We start from the raw sequence: 23,824 nt of genomic DNA, 5'->3' as shown, positions 1-23,824 counted from the left end.
CCTCGCGGTCGCTCAGGCCCGGTCCGCCGCGGAGTCCCACACCCGGTGGGCGGACGGCTCGCCCGCCATGACCAGGTCCTGCCACATGGCGCGGCGCCTCAGCTTGCCGCTGGTGGTGCGCCGCAAGGTGCCGTGCGGCACCTGCAGGACCGTCACCCGCAGGCCGGGCAGCTTGGCGGCCACGGCCCGCCCGACGGCGGAAGCCTCCTCGACGGTGTGGTTCCGGACGGTGATGATCACCGTGTCCTGCCCCGACAGGCTGCCGAGGAGGGCGACGGTCCGCTGCGGCCTCGGCGACGCGGCGGCGGCGATGATCTGCACGTCGTCGGCGAACAGCCAGCGTCCCCGCACCTTGAGGGTGTCTCCGGCCCGCCCGACGACGTACAGTTCGCCGTCGAGGGTGAACCCCATGTCCCCGGTGCGGAGGCGATCGCCGAACGGGGTGAGCTCCTTTCCCGCGTATCCCGCCGCCAGGCCCTCCCCGCTCACCGCGATCTCACCGAACACGCCGTCCGGTAGTGCCGTGCCTCCGGCGTCCAGGATCTCGATCCCCACCCCGCCGAGCGGGCGGCCGCACGAGGTGAGCCGGGTGGCCAGGCGCGTGTCGCCGGCGGGGAAGCTCACCGGCTTGCCCGGCTCCAGCTCCTCGGTGTCCACCAGCCGGGTGGCGATCTGGTTCGGGTCCGGCCGTACGCCGGTCACGGCCAGGGTCGCCTCGGCCATGCCGTAGGCCGGTAACAGGCTTTCGTAGCGGAGGCCGAAGGGGCTCAGTAGCCGGTGGAACGCGTTCAGGGCTTCCGGGTCGACGCGTTCGGCGCCGATGATGAGGCTGCTCATGCTGCCGAGGTCGAGCCCTTCCAGATGGGCGGGGCGCAGCTTCCGCAGTACATGGCTTAGGGCGAACGAGGGTGTGGCGGACGCGGTGCCCCCGGATCGGGAGATCTCGGCGAACCAGCGGGCCGGGGCCCCGATGAACTCCTGCGGCGGCATGTACGAGGCCCCGGCTCCCCGTGCCAGCGGCATCAGCAGGCAGCCCACAAGGCCCATGTCGTGGTGGAAGGGCACCCATGACACCACCCGGGATTCACCGCTGATCGACAGCCAGTCGTGCAAGGAGCGCACATGCGCGTTCAGCGTCGGCCACGGGATCTGGACACCCCGCGGCACCCCGGTGGATCCCGAGCTGAACTGGACCAGCCCAACCTCGGGCGGCTCGGGCGCGGTGTCGGCCATAGGGGCGTCCCCGGCCGCCTCCGTTAGGACGCGGCAGCCGAGTGGGCCGAGGCCGTCGAGGAACGCCGCCTGTTCGCGCGTGACCAGAAGGGCGGCGGGACCGACCGTGCCGACGATGTTCCGGATACGGGCGTCCACGTCCGCGGGAGCGCCCGGCGCGACGATGGAGGGCGTGGCGCCGACGTGCATGACGCCATAGAGGGACGTGACGAAGGCGGGCGTGTTCCCGCCGATGAGGACGACGATGTCGCCGGAGCCGATCCCCGCCGCAACGCACACAGGTTGCGTGCGGCGCACTCCCGCTGCCAGCGTCTCGTAGGAGTGGCTGGTCCAAGTGCCGTGTCCGTCGGAGAAGCGGATGGCCTGTTCCAGGCCGGGGTGCTCCAGCCACGACATGATGTGCTCGAAACCCGGCGCGATGGTCGTGCTCGTGGGGGCTGGACGAATCGTTGCGGCGGCCATGCCTTCACCTCCGGGGTACGGTGCGCAGCAGCTGCAGCTGCTCCAGGTGCGCGCGGACTCCTGGGGTCAGCAACCCCACCTTGGCCAGCGAGGTGACGATCTTCGTGAACATCAGCCGGCGGAAGTCGATCATCTTCGGGTCCCGCAGCGCGTACTCGGCTCCGTCCCTGACGTCCACGTCCAGGCGCCGCCAGATCTCCTCCAGGAGGAACCTCCGGGACATCAGCAGCGCCGCCTCCTTGACGAACTCCTCACGCTCGGCCTTCTCCCTTGAGGTCAGCTCGCTGTAGATCTCCCGCAGGGCGAGCAGGCCGAAGGCCACGTGGCGGGCCTCGTCCTTGGCGACGAGCCGGGTGAGCATGGCGATGACGGGATCGAACGAGCGGGTGTGCTCCAGCCTGAACGCGGCGAGCGCCAGACCTTCGACGATGATCTGCATGCCGAGGAGGACGATGTCCCATCGGCTCTCGGTCACCACCGTGTCCAGCATCCGCTTGAGCGACGGGTTGACCGGATAGCCGTTGCCGAGCAGCTCGACATAGCGGGCGTACGCCTCCACGTGCCGTGCCTCGTCGGCCACCTGGGCGGCGGCATAGAACTTGGTGTCCAGATCGGGGGCCATCACCACCAGCCGGCCCGTGGCCAGGAGGGCGCCCTGCTCCCCGTGCAGGAACTGGCTGGTCATCCAGGAGTGGAACTCCCACTGGAACGCCGCCCGGCGTTCGGGAGGGACGGGGGACGCGTCACGTCCCAGCGGGAGGTCGGGGCCGAGGAGCCCGACGTGGCCGGGAGTGCCCACGCCCGCGGCCCAGTCGATGTCCGTCGTGGCGTTCCACTGCGCCGCCTTGCCCCGTTCGTACAGGGCACGCAGCCGCTCGTCCGTTTTCGCGTACTCCCAGACGAACCTGGCCCCGCCCGGGTGCTTCCGGTCGTCGGCCACTGTCATTCCCTGCCTCACAGGCCTCTCCGGATGCCCTCGGCCAACTCGGCCGCGCGGACGTGGAGAGTGAGCCCGTCCACTTCGGCGACCTCGCTCAACGCGGGCACCGTGGCGCGTCCGTGGGCGATCATGTCGAGGGTGAAGTCCTCCAGATCCCCGACGGTTCTCAGGTGCGGAGAGTCCTCGATGACGAAGGGCTCGAATTCGAAGAAGTCTTCCAGAGCGAAGGTGAGTTCGACCTCTCGCACGGAGTCGAAGCCCAGTTCGTCCCGCAAGATGTGGTCGGATCGCACCTGCGGTGATTCCGTAGGCGCTATCTGGGAGACCAACTCCCTGATGAGCTCGCGCACCAGGGCCTCTTCATTGTCTGCGTCATTGTTCAGGAGGGCCTCGCCCCGGTCCGGGGATCCATCGGACATTCTCAAGGCCTCTCTCCCGTTGCGCCTGCGATGCGTTCTAGCGCCGCGCTGCCTGATCGCATCAGAAGTATCGAGTCATCCTGGATGACATGGAAGTGGTGTGGCGACAATTCGCCACGGTGCCTCCGGTGGCCGGTGGCGGAAATACGCTGACAGTCCGGTTTCGCGTGATCCGGAGGGAGACCGAGCGCCTTGTTCCGCCTGCAGACCACTGAGTCCCGCCGCCTGTTGTCGATGGCCCGCACAACCCCCGGTCGTTCCATGCTCAGCGTCGAGGGACCGTCCGGGGAGTGGGTCCACTACACCGCAGGGGAACTGGCGGGACGGGTGGCGGCGACCGTACGGTTCGCCCTGAACGGCGGATGGGAACCGGGCCGTCACATGGTCGTCGCGCTGCCGAACGGCGAGGGACTGATACGGGCTGTCCTGACGTCGTGGATGCTCGGCTGCAGCCCCCTGATCCTGCCGCCCGAGGCGACGGAGCCGGAGAGGAAGTCGCTGGGCGCGGATCTGGGAGCGGCCTTCGCGGACGCGTTCCCGCTCGGCGAACGGGAACTGTCGGCCGCGTTGGAACACGCTCCGCCGATGTCCGGCGCGTGTTCGCCGGCCCCCGAGCCCGACGTGACCTGGCACCTGCCCACAGGGGGCACCACAGGCCTGCCGCGGCTGTATCCCGTCGTACCCGGTCCCGGCAGAGCACTCAGCGGTGTCCGGGAGATCATGCGGGCCGCCGCCTGGTCCCGCGACGCCGTCCAGTTGACCGTTGGGCCGCTGTCGCATGCGGCGCCCCTCCTGACCTGCATGGCCGGCATCACCGGCGGAGCCCATGTGGTGTTGCCGCGCAGACTTCACCCCGCCTCGCTGAGATCCGCGGTCGAACGGTTCCGCCCCACCTGGTGCCAGTTGACGCCGCATCAGATGGCGCTACTCGACGCGAACGAGACTCTCTGGGACGCACTGTGCTCCTCGCTCACAGGGGTGCTGCACACGTCCGCGCCCTGCCCGGAGGAGGTCAAGCGACGCTGGATCTCGCGACTGGGCGGCGAGCGCGTGTTCGAGACCTACGGATCTACCCAGGTGACCGGGAACACGTTCTGCGACGGCGTGGAATGGCTGGCCCGGCCGGGCACTGTGGGCAGGCCCTTCGGGGCGAACGAGGTCCTGATAGCCGACCGTGACGGGAACGTGTCGCGCCCCGGCGAGGTCGGCGAGGTGTTCATGAGCAGCCCCTGGACCCGGACGCTGGGCGGCGAGAGCTATCGCCTGCTGCGCGGCCGTGGTGACGGGTTCTTCTCCATCGGCGACACCGGCCGCACAGATGCCGACGGCTACCTGTATCTCACCGGCCGCCTGGACGACGTCATCGTGGTGGGGGGCGCCAATGTGAACGCTCGCGAGGTCGAGAACGTACTTCTGACCCACCCGGGCATCAGGGAAGTGGTGGTGGTGCGACGCCCCGACCCGCTCATGGGCGACGTCCTGCACGCGCTGATCGTCTCAGCGGATCAGGCGAATCCGCCGGATACCGCCGCCCTGCGCCGACACTGCCAGGGCCTGATCTCCCCGCACAAGATCCCGATGTCGGCCGATGTCGTCGACGCGCTTCCGCGTTCACACGCAGGCAAGGTGGAGCGCTTCATGCGCCCAGAATGACGCCATTCCCCGCACAGTCCCAGAGGAAGAGGAGGCCCCGTTGCCGATACATCCCGCGCCCGCGCCGGATTCGGACACCCAGGCGAATACGGTGCACACCGCTCAGGTTCCGGAAGCCGGTGAAGAGCCGCTGTCCGTTCTTCTGGAGTTGACGGACGAAGTGCTGGGCATCCGCTGCGATCCCGGCGAGAATTTCTTCGACCACGGCGATTCCATGGCGGCCGCCCAGCTGTGCGCTCTGGCGGCGCGCCGGCACAGTTGGACGATCACGCCCCGCGATCTCTTCGCCTGGGAGTCCTTCTCGCTCCTGGCCGGAGTGATCGAGCGTGACGGGACTGAGCGCCGCAACACCGCCCCTGCGCCCGGCCGGAGCGTGGTGTGATGGCAGGCATTGGTACCCGGGTGGCGAGTTCTAGCCACTGCCATTCTTTTCGGCCGTTTTTCCGCCTATAGTCGCCACGGCGATTGATTTTAAAATCTCGTCGGACGAACTACGGTGGAGGTCACGTGGCCACGTTTCCATGGGTGAGCGAAAGGCGCATGCTGACGGCACTTTCGGGTACGGTCACCCGACTTGGCGATCGCCTCGACCTTTGGTTCCTGAACACGGCGGGAGGTGATGAGCGCCCGGTGGTGTTCGCTGTCGACGAGACGGTTCCCGAGCTCCGTGAATTCGAGAAGGCATTCCAGGAGATCCGGAGTGAGTTCCTGGTCGCGTCCGAGCGGGTCGCCGTCATGCCGACCTACCACGAACTCGATCCGGCCCAGCACTACATCTCCGCGACCACGCCCGACGACTGGCGGATGTTCCACCTGTACTCCATGGGAGAGGTCGCGGAGGAGAACGCCGCGCTGTGTCCCAGGACGATGGCGGTGCTGAAGAAGGTCCCGCACCTGTTCCAGGCGAGCTTCTCCATCCTGGACCCCGGAAAGTCGGTGCCCGAGCACGAGGGCCCTTTCCACGGCTACCTGAGATATCACCTCGGCATCGAGGTGCCCACCGAGAACCCGCCGAGTATCAGGATCCGCGACCACGTGCACACGTGGAAGGACGGGGAGAGCGTCCTGTTCGATGACAGCTGGAACCACGAAGTGACCAACAACAGCGCGGAACGGCGCGTGGTTTTGATCGTGGACGTGCTGAGGCCGATGCCGTGGGCGCAGCAACTGGCCAACCGCTTTTACACCTTCGTCCTCCGCATCTTCTACGGCCGCATGGTGCTGCGGCGCCTCAGGGAGCGGACGGCCTCGGCCACTTCCACCGAGACGCCGGGTGCGGGGACGGGGCGCCCGACCGGGACGGTGTCGCGGTCGGAGTGATCTTCCCGGCGGCCGGCGCCGGGGCCCGCCACCACGGCGGTGCCCTTCGGTGACGGCATGATCGGGGGCGTCCATGAGGTATTTCAAGGAAATGCCTCATGGCGGTGTCCTGGATCCTTCGATATAGAAAGGGGGTGAATGGTAGAAATGCGAAACCTGGTTACTCCGGATCAGTCGTGGACCCTGCAGTCCGAGGCGGCGGAGGCGCAGCAGGCGGAGGTCGCCGAGATTCAGGAGCTGGACGAGTCGGTGGAGTTCGAGCAGAACGTCAGCTTGAGCTACGCGCGCATCTGATGTGAGATCCGCTCGGTGGGGGCGGCGGTCATGATTCCGCCGCCCCCACCGTTCTCTTCCGAGCCCCCGATCATGATTACCGAGCCGACCGCGGTGCCGTTGATGCCTTCGACCTTTCCGAACCACAAAGGTGATCATGCGTATTCTCCTGGTCTCGATGCCGTGGGCATCGATCGACATGCCTTCCATCGCCCTCGGAATCCTGACCCGGCTCGCGGGGACCAAACTCACCGGTATCGACGTTCGTAGCGTCTTCGGGAACCTCGACTACGCTGATTGGCTTGCTGAGCGTTACCCTCTCTCCTCGGGCGACTACAAGTTCTTCGCCACCGACACCCATTTCGAAAGCTGCGGAGAGTGGGTGTTCGCCCCCGCCCTGCACGAGAAGGAACGCCACGCCGACGAGTTCGAGCAGATGATGCGCACCCGGTTCCCCGAGGAACGGGTCGACCAGATGCTGAAACTGCGTGCGCTGAGCGACGAGTTCATCCAGGGCTTCGCGGAACGCATCGTCGCGATGGCCCCCGACGTCGTGGGGTTCACGTCCACGTTCCAGCAGAGCGTCGCCTCGCTGGCCGCGGCGCGGTACATCAAGCGCCTCGCCCCGCGGATCGTGACGGTCTTCGGTGGCGCCAACTGTGACGGCCCCCAGGGAGCCGCTGTTCACCGCAACTTCCCTTACGTCGACCATGTCGTCCGCGGGGAGGGGGAAGTGAACTTTCCGGCGCTGGTCGAGGCGCTGCGCGGCAAGGGAGATCCTGAGGACATCCCGGGACTGTGCTGGCGTCGGGAGGACGGTGCCTCCGTGGCCAACCCCATGGAGGAGAAGCCGATTCCGCCTGGTGCCTTGGTCCTGCCGGACTACGACGAGTTCTTCAAGCGGTGGTCAACGTCGGTGGCACGCTCTTGGGCCGAGCCGGCCCTCGTGGTGGAAGGAGCGCGTGGATGCTGGTGGGGAGCCAAGCACCATTGCACTTTCTGCGGGCTCAACGGCTCGTACATGGAGTTCCGCAGCAAGAGCCCCGGACGGTTCCATGATGAGATCATGGAGCTCGTCGAACGGCACCGGATCCTTGATGTCTACGTGGTCGACAACATCCTGGACATGTCCTACATCACCTCGCTCCTGCCCCGGCTCGCCGAGGCCGACCACGACCTGCGCCTCACCTGCGAAGTGAAGTCGAATTTGCGGCGCCACCAACTGCAGGCCCTCGCCGACGCGGGCGTCGGCACGATCCAGCCGGGCATCGAGAGCCTCAACAGCCATGTCCTCAAGCTGATGGACAAGGGCGTGACAGGCTGCCAGAACGTGCGCCTCATCAGGGACGCCGAATCGCTCGGCATCAGGGTTTACTGGAACTACCTCTACGGCTTTCCAGGAGAGACGCCCGCCGACTACACAGACGTCATCGAGCAACTCCCCGCACTCCACCACCTGGTACCGCCCATGGCCGCCAGCCGGATCGCCATCGAGCGGTTCAGCCCTTACTTCAACCAGCCGGAGCTTGGGTTCCCGGATCTGCGGCCCGCCCGTTCGCATCGGCTGATCTTCGATCTTCCCGAGAGCGAGTGCTACGACCTCACCTACATCTTCGACGCACAACCGGCAGGGATCGAAGAGGAGCTCGGCCACCGGCTGCAAGCCGCCGCGGCCGACTGGCGGGAAGCGGCGGCCGAGAGCCGCCTCACCTATCACGACCTGGGCGGGAGCATCGTCCTCATCAACACGCGACCACATTTCCGCTGGTCGATGCTCGTCCTCGACGATCCGGTGGAACGCGCGCTGTTCCGCCTGCTCGATGATCCACGCAGTGTCCCGGTGCTGTCCCGCAAGCTCTCGGCCGCGTTGACCGGCGACGTCTCCGAAGAAGCCATCTCGCAGATCTTGGCGGACTGGCGCGGTCGCGGCGTCGTCTTCACCGACAACGGCCAGTTCGTCCAGGTCGCGGCCGTGGCGACGAACCGCGAGCTGCAGCGAACCAGGTCGAGCTTCCACCAACGGGCCGTGAACACCGGACCAGAGGCGTCGCGCCTGGTCACACAGCGCTGAAGAGGAGCCCCATGTCGAACATCAGGGTCACGCTCTGGCGGGAGTACACCGACGCGGCCAGGGAGATCCCGGGGATGCTCCTCGGCGACGCCGCCGTCGAGGAGGGCGCGGCGACCGCCTCCGCTCTCCGGTTCAGCGAGCAGGGCGCTCGCAAGGTGGACCTGACCGAGCACGTCGACATCAGGAGGGGGGCCGATCTCGGCTTCGCCCTGGAACAGCTCTCGCTCGTCCGGGAGCTCACGAGGATCGGCCTGCCCGCACAGTGGACGCTGGCGTGTGACGATGACTTCCCGGTCTCGCCCCTCCACAGCCTCTACCCGCCGTCCGCCGTCGTCCAAGGCGATGGCGGTGCCGCACGCCGATGGCAGGACTCGTACCGTTACGGAAGCCTGTTCTTCCGGAAGGGGCCGGGATTCATCGACGTACGTGACGCCCGGAGGGCCGGCCTGCGTCGGCTCACCTTCAGCCGGCAGGCCCAGCTCGACGCCGTCAGAGCCCTCGACCGGGGGGCAACGCTCGAATCGGTCTCCCCGGCGGTCGCGGACGATCTCCGCAGACATCGACTGGTAACGGAGATCGGCCCTTACCTCTGGTGGCTTCCGTATCGCCTCCACCGCTGGCCCGACCCGCGAGGCTGACCCATGCCGGCCGGCCCCCGGCGGAGTCAGCTGAATTATCGTCTCACATGCCGACACGGGCGATCTTCGGTACCACGGTGGTGATACCTCAAGAGATCTCATGACAGTTCGCGCATTTCGGGGTCCGGGTGTTCGGTTCTCAACGTGTATGGATTGTCGGTGCAACCGAGGCCACTTCGGTGGCCGTCATCGGTGACTGCGGGAAACCGTCGGCGGCTGCTTCGCGAGCGCCATCGGAAGGGGCGCGACGTTCGTGTGGACGCCGGCCTGTCCCGCGACCGCGCGATGCTCGGCCCGGGCCGTGCGCAGGGTCCATTGGCGAGTTCTAGCCACGGCGCGTTCTTCCGTCCGCGATCCCGCCTATAGTTGCCACGGTAATTGTTTCCGCCAGTTGAGCGCCGACCCGGATCCCGCTGTCTGGGCGGTCGTCGTCTGGTACCAGTGGTAGCCGGCTGTGCAGCGCTGCTTCGCTGTGATTTCGTGTATTGATTCTGGAGTGGTCCAGGTCAAGAATTTGACTACTAGTTGGTCTTGACAGTGCTCAAACAGGTACGCATTATTGCCTTGAGTGTCTGAGTGAGAAACCTATCGGATTGCGAGACGGGTAGGCGTACTAATGAAGGATCATCCTGCGTCCGGCGGCGGGTACGGAAACTCTACGGGGGTCTCGACCGCAAAACTACGTGACGTCTTTCCCAACGGGGAAATCTACGCGGTCAGCGACGATGAGGCGCTTCTTGCGGCCGCCTCCCGGTACGGGCTCACGAGCATCCCGATGGCTGAGGCCGATGAGCTCCCTGCAGGAGCCAACGTGGTCCTCTTCCTCCGGCACCAGCTGGTGAGCAGGGAGATTCGCAAGCGCTTCCGCGGGGCCAAGGTCCTGCTCGTCCCCATCGCCAGCTTCGACGCCGGGCTCGAAACGGCCCTCTACACGCTACGGCTCACGCTCGCGACGGATTATGCGGCGGCCTGTGAGGGGTCCCGCCGGTGGATTGACGATCTCAGAAACCGGACCGACCCGATCACCTTCGTCTCAAAGGGCCCGTGCTCAGCCGGGGAGCGCGAAACGAACTTCGTCTGCACGCTTGCCGACGACCTCTCCGTCGACACCTGGGCCTCGCCCACCATCGCCACCGGACAGTGGGTCAGTGTGGCGAGCTACTGCGAGATCGCCATCACCGCCCGACCCTCGGCGGACCGCCCGAGTCCCTTCATCATCGACGGCACCGCCGTGGCCTCGGGCGTCCTGGTCGCCCGCGATCCGCGGTTCGACGATGCCGGTGACGCCCGGATCCGGGCCGCGCACCGCCTCCGGCGTGAGCTCAGCCAGCGCGCACCGATCGTGCTGCGACTCAAGGGCGGTGTGCTCGCCGACGTGCGCGCCGGCGGTGACGACTTCACCGATGAGCTCCGTGAGGTGACCAATCCGGAGTACGGGCTGCATGTCATCGAACTCGGCCTCGGAACGAACCGGCACGTCCTGCCGCAGGTGGACTGGACGTTCAACTCGCAGCTCAACGAGGGGGCGGGACCGGTGCACATCGGGTTCGGCGATGGCATGACCGGTGCCCATATGGACTTCGTGGTCGCGGAGGCGACCCATCATTTCGGCTCGTCGCTCTGACGGCCGTCATCGGCGTCTATAAGACATCTCGTCGACACGTCTTATGGCTGGAAAGGATTCGTTGATGGCCACAGCAGACGACCGCCACATCGTGATCTCGGTGGACTGTCATGGCGGTGCCTCGCTTACCGGATACAGGGACTATCTGGAGTCCTCCTATCTGGAGGAGTTTGACCGCTGGGCAGCGACCTATGAGATCCCCTATGAGGACATGAAGGGTGAGGAGGGTTCCCGAAACTGGGATTCCGATCGTCGCCTGCGCGATCTCGAAGAAGACGGGGTAGTGGCGGAGGTTCTTTACCCCAACACCGTTCCGCCGTTCTTCTCGACCTCTTCCCTGGCGAGCGGTCAGGCCGCCGTGCGCGACGCGGACGACCTGCACCGCCGGCGAGCGGGGCTGCGGGCGCACAATCGCTGGATGGCGGACTTCTGCGCGATGGCGAAGGGGCGCCGCGCGGGCGTGATCCAGGTCATGCTGAACGACATCGACGCGGCGGTCGCGGACATCCGCGCGGCCGTCGACTCGGGATTGCGCGGAGGGGTGGTGCTTCCTGGCGCGCCGCCGGGATCGGGTCTGCCACCGCTCTACTATCACGACTACTACGGACCCCTGTGGGAAGCCTGCGTCGAGCTGGGGGTCCCGGTCAACTTCCACAGCGGCGGCTCGGGTCCGAGGACGGGCGACCGGCAGGAGGACGACATGTTCTTCCTCCTGGAGATGAAGTGGTGGGATCAGCGGACGCTGCGCCACCTCATCCTGGGTGGCGTACTCGAACGGTATCCCGGGCTCAAGGTCGTGTTCACCGAGGCGGGGGTCGGTTGGATTCCCAGCCTGCTGAAGTCCCTGGACCGGTTCGCGGACTCGTCGCGCACCCCCTCCGGGCTGGCCGGTGAGGGGATCACCTATCACGGGTCACATGTGGTCGATCAGCTGTCCCTGCGCCCCAGCGAGTACTGGAAGCGGCAGTGCCACGTGGGGGCGAGCTTCCTGCACCCGAGCGAGACGGCCAAGAGGGAACTCGTGGGCGTCGACAACATCATGTGGGGCAGCGACTACCCGCATGTCGAGGCGAGCTTCCCCTTCTCGCGGGAGGCCATCCGGTTCGCTTTCTCCGGCGTGCCCGCCGATGAGACGTCGTCCATGCTCGCCGGGAACGCGGCCGATCTCTACGGCTTCTCCCTGGACGAACTCCGCTCGCTGGCCGAACGCTTCGGGCCGGGCCGGCAGGAGGTGGCGGCCGGGGTGGATCCGATGACCCTGCCCTCCGCCGCGGCCAAGTGTCCCGCCTTCGCCGGTGCCATGCCCGGGGCGGCGATGACGCAGATGGGCGACAACCGGAAGATCGTCGAGCGGTAGGCGGTAATGGAGTCCGCCGAGTTCCTGCACGCGATCGAAGTCATCGGCTGTATGCCGCGTTTCACCTGATCGCCTTGCGGGGCCTGCGCTGGTGCGATGTGGACCTGGACCATGGTGTGGCGGTGATCTGCCAGCAGATCCAGCAGCACAAGGCTTGCTGGCGGCATGCCCGCCCAAGACCGCCTCCAGTTCCCGTGTCATCGCCCTGGACCGCACCACCGTCCGGGCCCTGCGGGATCACCGGGAACGGCAGCAACGGGAATGTCAGGAAACCGGACCGGGCTACTGCGACAGCGGTTATGTGTTCACCGCGGCCAACGGTGACCCGCTGGCCCCTGACCGGCTCACCCGGCTGCTCGGCGACCTGATCGCCGAGCAGGGACTCCCGCCGATCGGGCTGCATGACCTCCGCCATGGGGCGGCGACGTTGGCGTTGGCGGCGGGGGTGGAGTTGAAGGTGGTGCAGGACATGCTGGGGCATTCCAGCGTCGTGCTCACCGCCGACACCTACACCTCCGTCCTCCCCGAGGTCGCCCACCGCGCCGCGAAGAAGACCGCAGCCCACGTGATGAAGAAACACCGGCTGGTGCCCGGTTCCAAACGCCGCGCCAAGCACAAGCACGGGGCGGGCCGGCCGAAACCGCCGGGACCAGGGTGCAAGAAGCGCCGCAGCAGTAAGAGCCCGCAAAACCCGGTCACTGACGCCAGAGACAAACCCGACGCCTCAGCAGAGCCGCCCGCAGCGATGCTGAAGATCCGGTACACAAGTGGGCCCGCGCCTCAGGGCCCTGTCCCGCGTTGATCGAAAGTTTCGGCTCCGGGTACCTGTTCATCGATCTTGAAGGGACAACCGCATAGAGATCCGCAGCGGCTCACTGGGAGTCGATGCGCCCTCAGCCCTGCCCGCATGACAAACAGCCACATGTCGCGCCGATCTGGCGAGTTGGCGTCCGGTATGCGTGGTGCGTCCGGGCCCCAGATCGGCCTCAGCCTGGACCCAGGTGCGGGGCGGCGCGATCACCGGGGGCGGTATTTTCCCTGGCCAGGGGTGGTGCGCCCAGAGGGATTCGAACCCCCGACCGTCGGTTTAGAAGACCGATGCTCTATCCGGCTGAGCTATGGGCGCCTGCTGGGCCCTGAGTGTAGAGCGCGACCCATGGTCTTCGCACGGGCGTATCCGGGTGGCGGGTCGGGGGAAGCGGCTTCGGTGGTGTCCGGATCGTCATATGTTCTATAGCCGTGGCGGTGAATGTGGAGGTGCCGCTCTCCGGTGGGGAAGTGACGGAGGGCGTTGTACGGGTGGGGGAGACGGTGCGTCGGCCGTACGGGGCGCACAGTCCTGCCGTGCATGGGTTGCTCAGGTATCTGGAGGGTGTGGGGTTCGAGGGGGCGCCTCGGGTGCTCGGGGTGGACGAGCGGGGGCGTGAGGTGCTCAGCTGGGTGCCGGGGGAGACGCCGCAGCGGCCGTTGCCTGGGTTTGCGGTGACGGAGGAGGCGCTGCGGGGAGTGGCGCTGTTGTTGCGGCGGTATCACGAGGCCGTGGTGTCGTACGAGGCGCCGCAGGGGGCTCCCTGGGATATGGCGGCTTCGCGGTTGGACGGGGAGCCGGAGCTCATCGGGCACTGTGATGTGACGCCGGAGAACGTGGTCTTCCGTGGTGGCGTGCCGGTGGGGCTGATCGATTTCGATCTGGCCCGGCCTACGACGCGGATGTACGACGTCGTGACGACTCTGAGGCATTGGGCGCCGATCGCTGATCCGGGCGATCGGGACTGGCGGCTCTGCCAGGTGGATGTTGGACGGAGAGTGCGGTTGTTCTGCGACGCCTATGGGTTGGACCGGGACGGGCGGCGGGAGGTGCTGCCTGCGGCGCGGGTGCGGTTCGAGCGGTCGTACGAGGCGATGCGGGCCAGGGCGGAGAACGAGGGCGGCGCTTGGGCGCGGATCTGGCGTTCGGGGGCAGGGACGCGCATTCGGCGGGCGCAGGACTGGCTGGAGAGCAACTGGGATGAACTTGATGCTCGCCTCGTCTGATACCGGGAAGGGGCTGCTGCTCGGGGTGGCCCTGGATGCTGTTCTGGGGGATCCGCGCAGGGGGCATCCGGTGGCCGCGTTCGGTCGGATGGCTTCCCTATTGGAGAAGCGGCTCTATAAGGATGCGCGTGTCAATGGGGCGCTTTTTGCGGGGGTGCTTGTCGTGGGGGCCGCAGGGGTCGGTTTCGCTGCGGAGGCTCTGACGAAGGGGCGGCCTAGGTCTCGGGTGGCGGTTACGGCGGTCGCTACGTGGGCTGTCCTTGGGGGGACTTCGCTGGGGCGTGAGGGCGTTGCCATGGCCCGGGTCCTTGAGGACGGGGACGTGGAGGCAGGACGGGAGAGGCTGTCGCATCTGTGTGCCAGGGATCCGGCCGGGTTGGACGCGGGGGCGCTGGCTCGGGCGACGGTCGAGTCGGTCGCTGAGAATACGTCGGATGCGGCGGTGGCGCCTCTGTTCTGGGGGGCTGTCGCGGGTGTTCCAGGGTTGCTGGCCTATCGGGCCGTTAACACGCTTGATGCGATGGTGGGTTATCGGAATCCTCGGTACGAGAATTTCGGGTGGGCGGCGGCCAGGATCGATGATGCTTTCAATTGGGTGCCGGCGAGGCTGACCGGGTTGCTCGCCGTTCTGTGCGCCGGGAGGCGGGCGCCTGAGGCTTGGCGGGTGCTCAAGGACGATGGGGCAGCGCATCCCAGTCCTAATGCCGGAAGATGTGAGGCTGCTTTCGCGGGGGCCTTGGGGGTACGGCTGGGCGGCGTCAACGCTTATGGCGGAGCGGTCGAGGAGCGGCCTGAGATGGGGGACGGGCGGGCGCCGCAGGTGAGGGATGTGCGGCGGGCCGTTCGGCTTTCGCGGGCCGTCGTCGGGACGGCGGCGATGATCGCGGGGATGGCGAGATGAGCGGGCTGCTGGTGGCGGGGACGACCTCCGATGCGGGGAAGAGCGTTCTGACGGCGGGGATCTGCCGGTGGCTCGCGCGGCAGGGGGTGAAGGTGGCGCCGTTCAAGGCGCAGAACATGTCGCTGAACTCGATGGTCACGAGCGATGGGGCGGAGATCGGCCGGGCGCAGTACATGCAGGCGCAGGCGGCCGGGGTGGAGCCCAGGGCGATCATGAACCCGGTGCTGCTGAAGCCGGGCAGCGATCGGCGGAGCCAGGTGGTCGTGCTGGGGCGTCCGGTGGCCGAGGTGGACGCGCTGGAGTACGGAGCGCACAAGGACCGGCTGCGGGCGGTGGTCGGGGAGAGCCTGGCCGAGCTGCGGGCCGAGTACGACGTGGTGGTCTGCGAGGGGGCCGGCAGTCCGGCGGAGATCAATCTGCGGGCCGGGGACATCGTCAACATGGGGCTCGCGCGGGCCGCGAAGCTCCCGGTGATCGTGGTCGGCGACATCGACCGGGGCGGCGTCTTCGCTTCCCTGTACGGGACGGTCGCTCTGCTGGAGGCCGAGGACCAGGCGCTCATCGCGGGATTCGTGGTCAACAAGTTCCGCGGGGCCAGGGAGCTGCTGCAGCCGGGGCTGGATCAGCTGGAGGCGCTGACCGGGCGGCCGACGCTCGGAGTGCTGCCCTGGACGCTGGGTCTGTACCTGGATTCGGAGGACACGCTGGCCCTGGACGCCCCGCGCCCGGACGCGCGGGCACCGTACGGGAACCGGACCCTGCGGGTGGCGGTCGTCAGGTTCCCGCGCATCTCCAACTTCACCGATCTGGACGCGCTGGCCTGCGAGCCGGGTGTCGTGGTGCGGTACGCGGCGAGCGCGGGGGATCTGGCCGACGCGGACCTGGTGATCCTGCCGGGGACCCGGGCGACCGTGGCGGACCTGGCGTGGCTGCGGGAACGGGGAATGGCGGATGAGATCGTGCGGCGAGCGCGGGACGGGCGTCCTGTGCTCGGGATCTGCGGGGGCTTCCAGATGCTCGCCCGGCACATCGACGACGAGGTCGAGTCCGGTACGGGAGGGGCCGGCGGGCTCGGCCTGCTTCCGGCGAAGGTCACCTTCCAGCAGCACAAGACGCTGGGAAGGCCGGAGGGGCGGGCCTACGGGGAGCCGGTGGCCGCGTACGAGATCCATCACGGCCTCGTGGACGTCGAGGGCGGTGAGCCGTTCCTGGACGGCTGCCGGGTGGACGCCGTGTGGGGGACCACCTGGCATGGGGCCATGGAGAACGACGGTTTCCGGCGGGCCTTCCTGGCCGATGTGGCGCGGCGGGCGGGCCGGGACTTCGTTCCGGCGCCGGACGTGTCGTTCCCGGCGCTGCGCGAGCGGACGCTGGACGCCCTCGGCGATCTGGTCGAGGAGCATCTGGACACGGGCGCGATCTGGAAGTTGATCGAGGATGGCGCGCCGGCCGGTCTGCGGATCGTTCCGCCGGCCGGCGGTGAGGTCAGGCCGGGGTCACCGGCGGCTTGGTGAACCGCAGCACTTCTTGTACTTGCGGCCCGAGGCGCACCAGCACGGGTCGTTGCGGTTCGGCGGCCAGGAGACGGTGACCGCGCCTTCGCCCGCACGGTCCTCGAGGTAGCCGATGCGCGTCCGCTGGTCCCGCGGATCGAGGCCGAGCTCCTCGGCGTAGGCCAGCAGGTCGTCCACGGTCGTGGGGAGGACGTGGAAGCCCGCCGAGCCGTTGGCGTCGGCGCCCGCGCGCCACACCTGCTCCGTGCGCAGGAAGTAGGCGTCCACGTCATCGGTCGAGGGGTCGTCGATCTGGACGAGCCCTTCGGCGAAGGCGCGTTTCACGTCCGCGCGAACGAAGAAGGATCCCGCGACGGCGGGCTGCTCCGCGCGGGGCTGCGCGGAGGCGTCGGTGTCCACGAGTTGCCCGTGCAGGTCGCCGATGCGCTCGTCCAGGAAGTCCGGTGGGAGGCCGAGGGCCTCGCGGACGCGCAGGCGGCCCTGGAGTTCGAGCTGGCTCATCAGCGCGGCTTCGTCGATCTCCTCGATCTCGCCGTCGTCAGCCAGCAGGTCGCGGCAGGCGATGTTGAACCAGGTGAGGGCCTCTTCCAGGTCTCCCCGCTCCTCGATGATCTCCGCCACCAGGCCCGCGGGGCCGGGGTGGGGGCGCGATCGGCGCAGCCGTTCGATCTCGGCGTCGGCCTCCGCGCGCCGGCCGAGCCCTTCGAGCACTTCGATCTTGCCGCAGATCGCCCACTGCGCGTGCTCTTCCGCGGCCGTGGTGGCGAGGTCCTCGTACAGGCGCAGGGCACGCTCGGTCTCGCCCGCGATGCCCCATTGGCCGGCGGCGTCGAGCAGGATCTCCTCCCGCTCGTCCGGATGGGCGGTGGCGTCCTGTTCGAGCTCTTCGGCACGGCTGCGTGCCTGTCCCTGGGCCTTCGGCGTCGTCACCCCGCCGACTTTAGGGGACCTGGCCGGTGGCGCCGTCGCCCGGTCAGCGGATGAAGCCCTGCTCGCGCATCCAGTCGCGGGCGACGAAGACGGGGTCGCGGCCCTCGACGTCCACCTTGCTGTTGAGGTCGCGCAGGACGGTGGTGGTGAGCTTGGGGCTGATCTTGGCGAAGATCGTGGCGAGTTCGGGGTGGTCGCGCAGGACGGGCTCGCGTACGGTCACCGCCGGGTTGTAGTTCGGGAAGAACTTCTTGTCGTCGACCAGGGGGTAAAGGCCGAGCGATTGGATCCGGGCGTCGGTCTCGTACGCCTCGCCGAAGGTGCACTTGCCTTGGGCGGCGGAGTTGTAGACGACGCCCGCCGACATCTGGAGGACGTTGCCTCGCGGAACGGACGAGCCGTACTCCAGGCCATAGGTCTTGAGCATTCCGCGTAGGCCGTCGTTGCGGGAGAAGAATTCCGCCTCGACGCAGAAGGTACGTGCGGAGACGGGGACCTCGGACATGTCGGAGAGCGTCTTCAGCCCGTATTCGCGCTGGTTCTCCTTGGTGACCACCATCGTGTACGTGTTGTTGCCCGGGGCGGGCGGGGCGAGCCAGGCGACGTTGTTCTTCTTGAGGTCCAGCTCCCGTACGGCCTCGAACTGCTTCTGGGGATCGGGTAGGGGATTCTCCTGGCCCAGGTAGTTGATCCAGCCGGTGCCCGTGTACTCCCAGGAGATGTCGTTGTCGCCGCCGGTGATGGATTTGCGGGCCGTGACGCTGCCCTGGACGTTGGTGTGGTCCTCGACCTCGGCGCCGGCCGCGGTGAGCGCCAGTACGGCGATCTTGCCCAGGATGAGCTGCTCGGTGAACTCCTTCGAGGTGACCCGGAGCGTGGCGTTCTCGAACGAGGGGATCGGCCGGATGCTGCCGGGCTCCACGGCGGGGATGAACGCCGAGGCCGGTTTCAGGCCGCAGGCGCCGCAGGCTGTGAGGAGCAGGACGCAGAGGAGTGCGAGGCGGGGCGAGCGGGGCGGCAGCGTCAGGCGAGGCTCGCTTGAGCGGGCGGTCATCCTAGAGCCCCTTCGGTGCGAGGAGGCGGGTGGCGATGCCGCCGAGCCAGTCGATGAGCAGGGCCAGCAGGGCGACCAGGATGCAGCCGGTGAGCAGCACCGGGGTGCGCTGGGTGACGACGCCCGACGTCACCAGGTCGCCGAGCCCGCCGCCGCTGATGAACGCGGCGATGGTGGCGGTCCCGACCATCAGGACGAGGGTGGTGCGGATCCCGGCCAGGATGACCGGGGCGGCCAGCGGGATCTCGACCCGCCACAGGACGGAACGGGCGGACATCCCGATGCCGCGCCCGGCGTCCACCAGCGTGGGATCGACCTGCTGGAGACCGACCATGGTGTTGCGCAGGGCGGGCAGCACCCCGTACGCGACCAGGGCGACGATGGCCGTCCAGAAGCCGATGCCCCAGATGACCGCGAGCAGCACCAGGACGCCGATGGCGGGGGCGGACTGGCCGATGTTGGCGATCACCAGGACCAGCGGCGTGGCGTGGCGGGCCCAGCGGCGGCTCAGCACGATGCCCAGCGGTACGGCGACGACCAGGACGAGGAGGGTGGACACGGCGGTGAGTTCGATGTGCTCCCAGATCTTGCGGAACACGTAGCGCGGGCCCAGGCTGCGGGACTCGATGCTGTCCAGGTCGGAAGTTCGCACGTACAGCAGCCAGGCGGCGCCGATGGCGATGATGGCGAGCGGTTCGAGCAGGGCCCGCCAGGAGCGGCCGGCGGTGGGGGCGTGCAGTTCGGCCTTCGACTGCTCGACCGTCTCCGTGCTCGTCCCCGGCCTGGTGCTCGTCCCGGGGGAGCCTTTCGCGGGCCCGGTGCTTTTCACGGGCCCGTTGCTTTCCAGGGGTGGGGTGCTCATGGGCGGGCCGTCCGGCGGGTCCGGGTGCGTTCCTTCATGTCCTTGATCGCGTTCTGCAGGGTGGCCAGCGTGACCGTGCCCTGGTAGACGTTGCGCGGCCCGACGACCGGGACCCAGTCCTGCTCGATCTGGATCAGCGCCTCCAGCGCCTGCTGGAGGGTGATCCGGCCGCGGATCGGGGTGGCGGTGTCCTCGCCGTGGTCGCCGACCGGCCCGGACAGGCCGTCGAGGTCGTCCAGGGTGATCCAGCGCAGCGGGCGGCGCCGCTCGTCCAGGACGATGCCGAACGCCGCGTCCTCGAACTCCTCGATCCGGGCGCGCACGTCGGCGGCGTCCTCGTCGGGCCGGACCTCGGGGACCTGGTAGAGCGGTACGTCGGCGACCCGGCTGAACTTCAGCAGCTTCATCGCCTGGTTGCCGCCGATGAACTGCTCGACGTACTCGTCTGCCGGATTGAGCAGGATCTCCTGGGGCGTCGCGTACTGCGCGATGCGCGAGCCCTGGCCGAGGATCGCGATCCGGTCGCCCAGCTTGAGCGCCTCGTCCACGTCGTGGGTGACGAACACGATCGTCTTGCCGAGGTCCTCCTGGAGTTGCAGCAGCTCGTCCTGAAGGCGCTCGCGGGTGATGGGGTCCAGGGCACCGAACGGCTCGTCCATGAGCATCGCGGGCGGGTCGGCGGCCAGGGCGCGCGCGACGCCGACACGCTGCTGCTGCCCGCCCGACAGTTCGCGCGGGTAGCGGTCGCGGAACGTGGCGGGGTCGAGGTCGACCAGCCGCAGCAGTTCCTCGGTACGGTCGGCGATCCGCTTCTTGTCCCAGCCGAGCATCTGCGGGACGAGGCCGATGTTGGTGCCGACCGTCATGTGCGGGAACAGCCCGGCGTTCTGGATCACGTACCCGATGTGCCGGCGCAGCTCGTTGGGATCGAGGGTCAGGGCGTCCTGCCCGGCCACGATGATCCGGCCGGAGGTCGGCTCGATCAGCCGGTTGATCAGCCGCATCGTGGTCGTCTTGCCGCTGCCGGACGGGCCGACCAGGACGACGATCTCGCCGGACGGGATCGTCAGCGTGATGTCGTCCACGGCCGGGGTCTTCTGGCCGGGATAGCGCTTGGTGACGTTGATCAGCTGGATGCCGCGGTCGGCGTCCTGCCCGGTCAGGCCCGCGGAGCCGCCGGGCCCCGGAGCGGTGCCGCCCGGAGCAGGGCCGTCGGGAGCCGGGCCGTCGGAAGCGGGGACGGGGGTCTCATGCACGGATGCCTCGCGAGGTGGTGAGTCGGCCGATCAGCAGGTAGCAGCCGTCGAAGAGCAGGGCCAGCACGATGACGCCGAGCGTCCCGGCGAGCGTCATGTTGATCGCGTTGGCGCCGCCGAGCCGGGCCAGGCCGGAGAAGATCTGCTCGCCGAGCCCGGGACCCGAGACGTACGCGGCGATCGCGCCGATGCCCATCGCCAGCTGGGTCGCGACCCGGACGCCGGTGAGGATCACCGGCCAGGCCAGCGGCAGCTCGATCCGCATCAGGACCGCGCCGCGGCCCATCCCGATGCCGCGGGCGGCGTCCACGAGCGTCGGGTCGACGCCGTTCAGGCCCACGATCGTGTTGCGCAGGATCGGCAGCAGCGAGTAGAGCGTGAGCGCGACCACGCTGGGCGCCACGCCGAGCCCGAACGGGGTGATGAGCAGGCCGAGCAGGGCCAGCGCCGGAATCGTGAAGATCACCCCGGCGGTGCTGGTGGCCAGGCCGGCGAACCGCGGCCGCCGGTGTACGGCCACCCCGAGCAGCAGCCCGATCACCAGCGCGGCCAGCACGCACTGGAAGACCATGCTGGCGTGCTGCCAGGTCTCGAAGGCCAGCAGCTCGCGCCGGTCGGCCAGGTACTCCCAGAAGTTCACATTCCCTCCAGAAGTGCGCGTCCGGCTCCGGGGGCGCACGTGACCCCGTGGTCTTCGGGTGATCTTCCGTGGTCTTCGGTACCCAGAACGGCGGTAATGATCACATCGCGGCCCGGCGAGGCTTGCGGCCGTCGCGGGGCGCGGTCCCGGTAGTGTGACCGCTCGGACCTCACCGGCCTCAGGAGGAGCGTGCCGTGACCGAGCCGCGGACCAGTCTCATCGTCCCGCTGATGAAGGCACGGGTACCGGCCGAGGTGCAGCTGGAGTTCCCGCTGCCACCGCAGGAGGAGCCGGTCCGTGACGCGTTCGCGGGCGAGTTGTACGTCGGCTATGCCCTGGAGCTGGCCGACGATCCCGGCAGCGCCGGGGCGCGTCGCCCGGAGCCGGGCGGCCGCCGCTACGAGCATGTCGCCCGGCGGCACTGCGCGGAGCTCGGGATCGCCCCCGAGACGCTGCGCCACACCGCCGTGATCAATCTGCGCAACCTCCGTCCCGACCTGCGGATGAGCTGGTACCCCGACGCCCGCGCGGTGACGGTGTCGCTCGGCGAGGCAGGCCCCGCCGACGGCGCCCCGGCCGGCCCGGGTGCGCAGGGCGGCAGGGGCGGGCTGGAGGCGAGCCTGCTGCTGGACGAGGGGTTCCTGGAGAAGCTGGCGCAGGACGTCGAGGGCGATCTGGTGGTGGCGGTCCCGGCGCGGGACGTGTTCGTCGCCTCCGGTACGGGCCACCTCGACGGGATCGGCAAGCTGCGCTGGGCCGTCGAGCGGGTGTGGTCGGAGGAGCAGGCCGACGGGGATCCCGATCCGGCCTGGGACGTGCCGGCGGGCCAGCTGCTGACCCGTGACCTGCTGGTCTGGCGCGAGGGGCAGTGGAGCGTCCTGCCCGCCTGAGCCCGCCTGAGCCTGCCCGAGGAGGACCGGGCCGCCCGCCTGAAGATCGCTGGCCTGAAGATCGTTGAGCGGTGCCCCGTGACGTCCGTCCGGTTCCGGGGCGGTTATAGTCTCTTGTTGCAAATGATGTGCAACTAGGAGACTTATGCGAAAGCCCGCCCTCGTCATCGGCGCGCTCGCCGTCGCGAGCACCCTCCTGGCCGGCGCCTGCGGAACCGGCGGCGGAAGCGGTGCCGCGCAGGGCCGCGACGGCGGAACGTTCACGTACGCCATCGGGGACGAGCCGGAGACGCTCAACCCTGCCCTGCAGGACGAGCACACCGACCCGGTCACCGAGCTGGTCTTCCGCGGCCTGACCCGGCACGACGCCGCCAACAAGGTGGTGCCGGGGCTGGCGGAGTCCTGGGACGTCTCCAAGGACGAGAAGGACTACACGTTCACGCTGCGGTCCGGCCTGACCTGGCACGACGGCAAGCCGATCACCTCGCGGGACGTGAAGTTCACCATCGACGCCGTCAAGGGCGCCGCCGCCGACGCGCCGATGTCGCGCAACTTCGGCGCGGTCCAGGCGGTCGAGACGCCCGACGACACGACGGTGAAGCTCAAGCTCAGCAGGCCGTTCGCGCCGCTGCTGGACGCCTTGTCGATGGGCCTGCTGCCCGAGCACCTGCTCAAGGGCAAGAAGATCACGGATGCGGGCTTCGGGCAGAGCCCGGTCGGGGCCGGGCCGTTCAAGCTGACCACGTACAAGCCGGGCCAGTACGCGGAGCTGGAGGCGTTCGGCGGCTACTACGAGGGCGCGCCCAAGCTGCCGAAGATCATCATCAAGTACGTCCCGGACGACACCGCCCGGCTGATCCAGCTCAAGAACGGCGAGGTCGACGGCGCCCACGTGCAGCCGCAGCAGGCGGCCAAGGTCGAGGACCAGGACGGGCTCCGGCTGGAGACCTACCCGACGGCCGACTACCGGGCCCTGATGCTCAACTTCGCGAACCCCGTCTTCGCGGAGAAGCGGGTCCGCCAGGCGATGAACCACGCCGTCGACCGCGACGCGTTCGTCAAGAGCGTGCTGCTGGGCAAGGGGAGCCCGGCCACCGGACCGCTGGACGAGAGCCCGTACAAGGCCGAGGGCGCCGCACCGTTCGGTTTCGACCCCGCCAAGGTGAACGAGCTGATGACGTCCGCCGGATACGCCAAGAACGGGCAGGGCCTGTGGGCGGACAAGAACGGCAAGACGGTGCGGTTCGAGTTGAGCACGTTCGCCGAGGACTCGGCACGGGTGGCCATCCTGAACGTGGCCGCCACCCAGCTCAAGAAGCAGGGCTTCGACGTCGTTCCGAACCCGCGTCCCAGGGACTGGGTCCGTAAGAACTGGGGCGCGCTGGAAGCCTTCGTGGTCGGCTGGGGGACACCGTACGACCCCGACTCGTCGGTGTACGGCCCGTTCCACTCCTCCCAGGCGCTGGCCAACGGCGGCTCCAACTACGGCACGTACAGCAACCCGGACGTGGACAAGGCCCTCGACAAGGCCCGCGGTACCTCCGACCCGGCCGAGCGCAAGGCCGCGTACGCCGACTTCCAGAAGGCCCTCGCCGAGGACCCGCCGTTCGTGTGGATCGCCTACCTGCACACGTCCAACGCCGTACCGGAGACGCTGAAGGGACCGCAGCGGCGCACCCTCGGCCACCACGGCTACGGCTTCTTCTGGAACGCCGAGAAGTGGTCGTGGTCCTGAAAGGCGAGGTTTTGAGAG

The 23,824-nt window shown here is 68.5% G+C and carries 22 protein-coding genes and 1 tRNA gene; 14 read left to right on the top strand and 9 right to left on the bottom strand.

The genetic code is table 11. From position 1 onward, the window contains the following. Positions 1 to 12 precede the first annotated feature (12 nt). The 3 genes from ACH34Q_RS11440 to ACH34Q_RS11430 are packed head-to-tail and all read right to left on the bottom strand — an operon-like array spanning position 13 to position 3,054. Positions 13 to 1,695, bottom strand: a complete 1,683-nt coding sequence (locus ACH34Q_RS11440) for an AMP-binding protein (protein ID WP_395982806.1) — start codon at positions 1,693 to 1,695, stop codon at positions 13 to 15. Between the two features lie 4 nt (positions 1,696 to 1,699). After that, positions 1,700 to 2,635, bottom strand: a complete 936-nt coding sequence (locus tag ACH34Q_RS11435) for a ferritin-like domain-containing protein (RefSeq protein ID WP_395982805.1) — start codon at positions 2,633 to 2,635, stop codon at positions 1,700 to 1,702. A gap of 14 nt (positions 2,636 to 2,649) precedes the next feature. Next, a complete protein-coding gene (locus ACH34Q_RS11430; RefSeq protein ID WP_395982804.1) occupies positions 2,650 to 3,054 on the bottom strand; it encodes an acyl carrier protein in 405 nt (134 codons plus the stop codon). Between the two features lie 234 nt (positions 3,055 to 3,288). Here ACH34Q_RS11430 and ACH34Q_RS11425 point away from each other — a divergent pair, with 234 nt between their 5' ends. The 9 genes from ACH34Q_RS11425 to ACH34Q_RS11385 all read left to right on the top strand — a co-directional run bounded on the left by ACH34Q_RS11425 (position 3,289) and on the right by ACH34Q_RS11385 (position 12,792). Then, positions 3,289 to 4,707, top strand: a complete 1,419-nt coding sequence (locus tag ACH34Q_RS11425; protein ID WP_395982803.1) for a class I adenylate-forming enzyme family protein — start codon at positions 3,289 to 3,291, stop codon at positions 4,705 to 4,707. A 40-nt stretch (positions 4,708 to 4,747) separates the two neighbouring features. Continuing rightward, positions 4,748 to 5,089: a phosphopantetheine-binding protein gene (locus ACH34Q_RS11420; protein ID WP_395982802.1), complete on the top strand. Its 342-nt coding sequence runs from the start codon at positions 4,748 to 4,750 to the stop codon at positions 5,087 to 5,089. A 248-nt stretch (positions 5,090 to 5,337) separates the two neighbouring features. Continuing rightward, positions 5,338 to 6,027, top strand: a complete 690-nt coding sequence (locus ACH34Q_RS11415; protein ID WP_395982801.1) for an aspartyl/asparaginyl beta-hydroxylase domain-containing protein — start codon at positions 5,338 to 5,340, stop codon at positions 6,025 to 6,027. A gap of 147 nt (positions 6,028 to 6,174) precedes the next feature. Continuing rightward, positions 6,175 to 6,321 (top strand): hypothetical protein, encoded by a 147-nt coding sequence (locus ACH34Q_RS11410; protein ID WP_395982800.1) that lies wholly within the window; start codon positions 6,175 to 6,177, stop codon positions 6,319 to 6,321. Between the two features lie 136 nt (positions 6,322 to 6,457). Continuing rightward, complete coding sequence (locus ACH34Q_RS11405) at positions 6,458 to 8,371, top strand: RiPP maturation radical SAM C-methyltransferase (protein WP_395982799.1); 1,914 nt, start codon at positions 6,458 to 6,460, stop codon at positions 8,369 to 8,371. Positions 8,372 to 8,382: 11 nt separating this feature from the next. Then, positions 8,383 to 9,009: a DUF5825 family protein gene (locus tag ACH34Q_RS11400; protein WP_395982798.1), complete on the top strand. Its 627-nt coding sequence runs from the start codon at positions 8,383 to 8,385 to the stop codon at positions 9,007 to 9,009. 811 nt (positions 9,010 to 9,820) lie between these two features. Next, on the top strand, positions 9,821 to 10,633 hold the full coding sequence (locus ACH34Q_RS11395; protein WP_395982797.1) for a hypothetical protein: 813 nt from the start codon (positions 9,821 to 9,823) through the stop codon (positions 10,631 to 10,633). A gap of 91 nt (positions 10,634 to 10,724) precedes the next feature. Then, on the top strand, positions 10,725 to 11,990 hold the full coding sequence (locus ACH34Q_RS11390) for an amidohydrolase family protein (RefSeq protein ID WP_395982796.1): 1,266 nt from the start codon (positions 10,725 to 10,727) through the stop codon (positions 11,988 to 11,990). Between the two features lie 154 nt (positions 11,991 to 12,144). Further along, positions 12,145 to 12,792: a tyrosine-type recombinase/integrase gene (locus tag ACH34Q_RS11385; protein WP_395982795.1), complete on the top strand. Its 648-nt coding sequence runs from the start codon at positions 12,145 to 12,147 to the stop codon at positions 12,790 to 12,792. Positions 12,793 to 13,039: 247 nt separating this feature from the next. Here ACH34Q_RS11385 and ACH34Q_RS11380 read toward each other — a convergent pair. Continuing rightward, positions 13,040 to 13,116 (bottom strand) — tRNA-Arg (locus tag ACH34Q_RS11380). A 113-nt stretch (positions 13,117 to 13,229) separates the two neighbouring features. Here ACH34Q_RS11380 and ACH34Q_RS11375 point away from each other — a divergent pair. The 3 genes from ACH34Q_RS11375 to ACH34Q_RS11365 are packed head-to-tail and all read left to right on the top strand — an operon-like array spanning position 13,230 to position 16,439. Further along, positions 13,230 to 14,024 (top strand): phosphotransferase, encoded by a 795-nt coding sequence (locus ACH34Q_RS11375; protein WP_395982794.1) that lies wholly within the window; start codon positions 13,230 to 13,232, stop codon positions 14,022 to 14,024. Continuing rightward, the gene (locus tag ACH34Q_RS11370) at positions 14,008 to 14,925 is read left to right on the top strand and encodes a cobalamin biosynthesis protein (RefSeq protein ID WP_395983067.1); all 918 of its coding nucleotides are present in this window, start codon (positions 14,008 to 14,010) and stop codon (positions 14,923 to 14,925) included. The genes ACH34Q_RS11375 and ACH34Q_RS11370 overlap by 17 nt, the downstream gene beginning before the upstream one ends. Beyond that, positions 14,922 to 16,439 (top strand): cobyric acid synthase, encoded by a 1,518-nt coding sequence (locus tag ACH34Q_RS11365; RefSeq protein ID WP_395982793.1) that lies wholly within the window; start codon positions 14,922 to 14,924, stop codon positions 16,437 to 16,439. The genes ACH34Q_RS11370 and ACH34Q_RS11365 overlap by 4 nt, the downstream gene beginning before the upstream one ends. Here the strand turns inward: ACH34Q_RS11365 and ACH34Q_RS11360 are convergent. Genes ACH34Q_RS11360 through ACH34Q_RS11340 form a run of 5 tightly spaced genes read right to left on the bottom strand, consistent with a single transcriptional unit; the run spans position 16,422 to position 21,181 of the window. Then, positions 16,422 to 17,369 carry an SEC-C metal-binding domain-containing protein gene (locus ACH34Q_RS11360; RefSeq protein WP_395982792.1) on the bottom strand — a complete coding sequence of 316 codons (948 nt, stop codon included), beginning with the start codon at positions 17,367 to 17,369 and terminating at the stop codon, positions 16,422 to 16,424. The genes ACH34Q_RS11365 and ACH34Q_RS11360 overlap by 18 nt on opposite strands. 43 nt (positions 17,370 to 17,412) lie before the next feature. Continuing rightward, on the bottom strand, positions 17,413 to 18,423 hold the full coding sequence (locus tag ACH34Q_RS11355; RefSeq protein WP_395982791.1) for a glycine betaine ABC transporter substrate-binding protein: 1,011 nt from the start codon (positions 18,421 to 18,423) through the stop codon (positions 17,413 to 17,415). Between the two features lies 1 nt (position 18,424). Then, the gene (locus ACH34Q_RS11350) at positions 18,425 to 19,285 is read right to left on the bottom strand and encodes an ABC transporter permease (protein ID WP_395982790.1); all 861 of its coding nucleotides are present in this window, start codon (positions 19,283 to 19,285) and stop codon (positions 18,425 to 18,427) included. Continuing rightward, positions 19,282 to 20,541 (bottom strand): ABC transporter ATP-binding protein, encoded by a 1,260-nt coding sequence (locus tag ACH34Q_RS11345; protein ID WP_395982789.1) that lies wholly within the window; start codon positions 20,539 to 20,541, stop codon positions 19,282 to 19,284. Before ACH34Q_RS11345 ends, ACH34Q_RS11350 begins: the two co-directional genes overlap by 4 nt. After that, the gene (locus ACH34Q_RS11340) at positions 20,534 to 21,181 is read right to left on the bottom strand and encodes an ABC transporter permease (RefSeq protein WP_395982788.1); all 648 of its coding nucleotides are present in this window, start codon (positions 21,179 to 21,181) and stop codon (positions 20,534 to 20,536) included. Before ACH34Q_RS11340 ends, ACH34Q_RS11345 begins: the two co-directional genes overlap by 8 nt. 194 nt (positions 21,182 to 21,375) lie before the next feature. Here ACH34Q_RS11340 and ACH34Q_RS11335 point away from each other — a divergent pair, with 194 nt between their 5' ends. Continuing rightward, on the top strand, positions 21,376 to 22,071 hold the full coding sequence (locus ACH34Q_RS11335) for a DUF1444 domain-containing protein (protein WP_395982787.1): 696 nt from the start codon (positions 21,376 to 21,378) through the stop codon (positions 22,069 to 22,071). A 145-nt stretch (positions 22,072 to 22,216) separates the two neighbouring features. Further along, positions 22,217 to 23,806 carry an ABC transporter substrate-binding protein gene (locus tag ACH34Q_RS11330; RefSeq protein ID WP_395982786.1) on the top strand — a complete coding sequence of 530 codons (1,590 nt, stop codon included), beginning with the start codon at positions 22,217 to 22,219 and terminating at the stop codon, positions 23,804 to 23,806. The last annotated feature ends 18 nt before the right edge of the window (positions 23,807 to 23,824 follow it).

The organism is Actinomadura sp. 9N407, assembly GCF_044326315.1.
Taxonomy (GTDB): Bacteria; Actinomycetota; Actinomycetes; order Streptosporangiales; family Streptosporangiaceae; genus Spirillospora.
The sequence above is the reverse complement of the archived record's forward strand: the minus strand, read 5'-3'. Positions and strand labels throughout refer to the sequence as shown.

What these genes read in the sequence shown, in the direction of transcription:
- ACH34Q_RS11440 (WP_395982806.1), bottom strand. Translation starts at nt 1,695, where the DNA reads ATGGCCGCCGCAACGATTCGTCCAGCCCCCACGAGCACGACCATCGCG.
- ACH34Q_RS11430 (WP_395982804.1), bottom strand. Translation starts at nt 3,054, where the DNA reads ATGTCCGATGGATCCCCGGACCGGGGCGAGGCCCTCCTGAACAATGAC.
- ACH34Q_RS11425 (WP_395982803.1), top strand. Translation starts at nt 3,289, where the DNA reads ATGGCCCGCACAACCCCCGGTCGTTCCATGCTCAGCGTCGAGGGACCG.
- ACH34Q_RS11410 (WP_395982800.1), top strand. Translation starts at nt 6,175, where the DNA reads ATGCGAAACCTGGTTACTCCGGATCAGTCGTGGACCCTGCAGTCCGAG.
- ACH34Q_RS11405 (WP_395982799.1), top strand. Translation starts at nt 6,458, where the DNA reads ATGCGTATTCTCCTGGTCTCGATGCCGTGGGCATCGATCGACATGCCT.
- ACH34Q_RS11400 (WP_395982798.1), top strand. Translation starts at nt 8,383, where the DNA reads ATGTCGAACATCAGGGTCACGCTCTGGCGGGAGTACACCGACGCGGCC.
- ACH34Q_RS11370 (WP_395983067.1), top strand. Translation starts at nt 14,008, where the DNA reads ATGCTCGCCTCGTCTGATACCGGGAAGGGGCTGCTGCTCGGGGTGGCC.
- ACH34Q_RS11365 (WP_395982793.1), top strand. Translation starts at nt 14,922, where the DNA reads ATGAGCGGGCTGCTGGTGGCGGGGACGACCTCCGATGCGGGGAAGAGC.
- ACH34Q_RS11355 (WP_395982791.1), bottom strand. Translation starts at nt 18,423, where the DNA reads ATGACCGCCCGCTCAAGCGAGCCTCGCCTGACGCTGCCGCCCCGCTCG.
- ACH34Q_RS11350 (WP_395982790.1), bottom strand. Translation starts at nt 19,285, where the DNA reads ATGAGCACCCCACCCCTGGAAAGCAACGGGCCCGTGAAAAGCACCGGG.
- ACH34Q_RS11330 (WP_395982786.1), top strand. Translation starts at nt 22,217, where the DNA reads ATGCGAAAGCCCGCCCTCGTCATCGGCGCGCTCGCCGTCGCGAGCACC.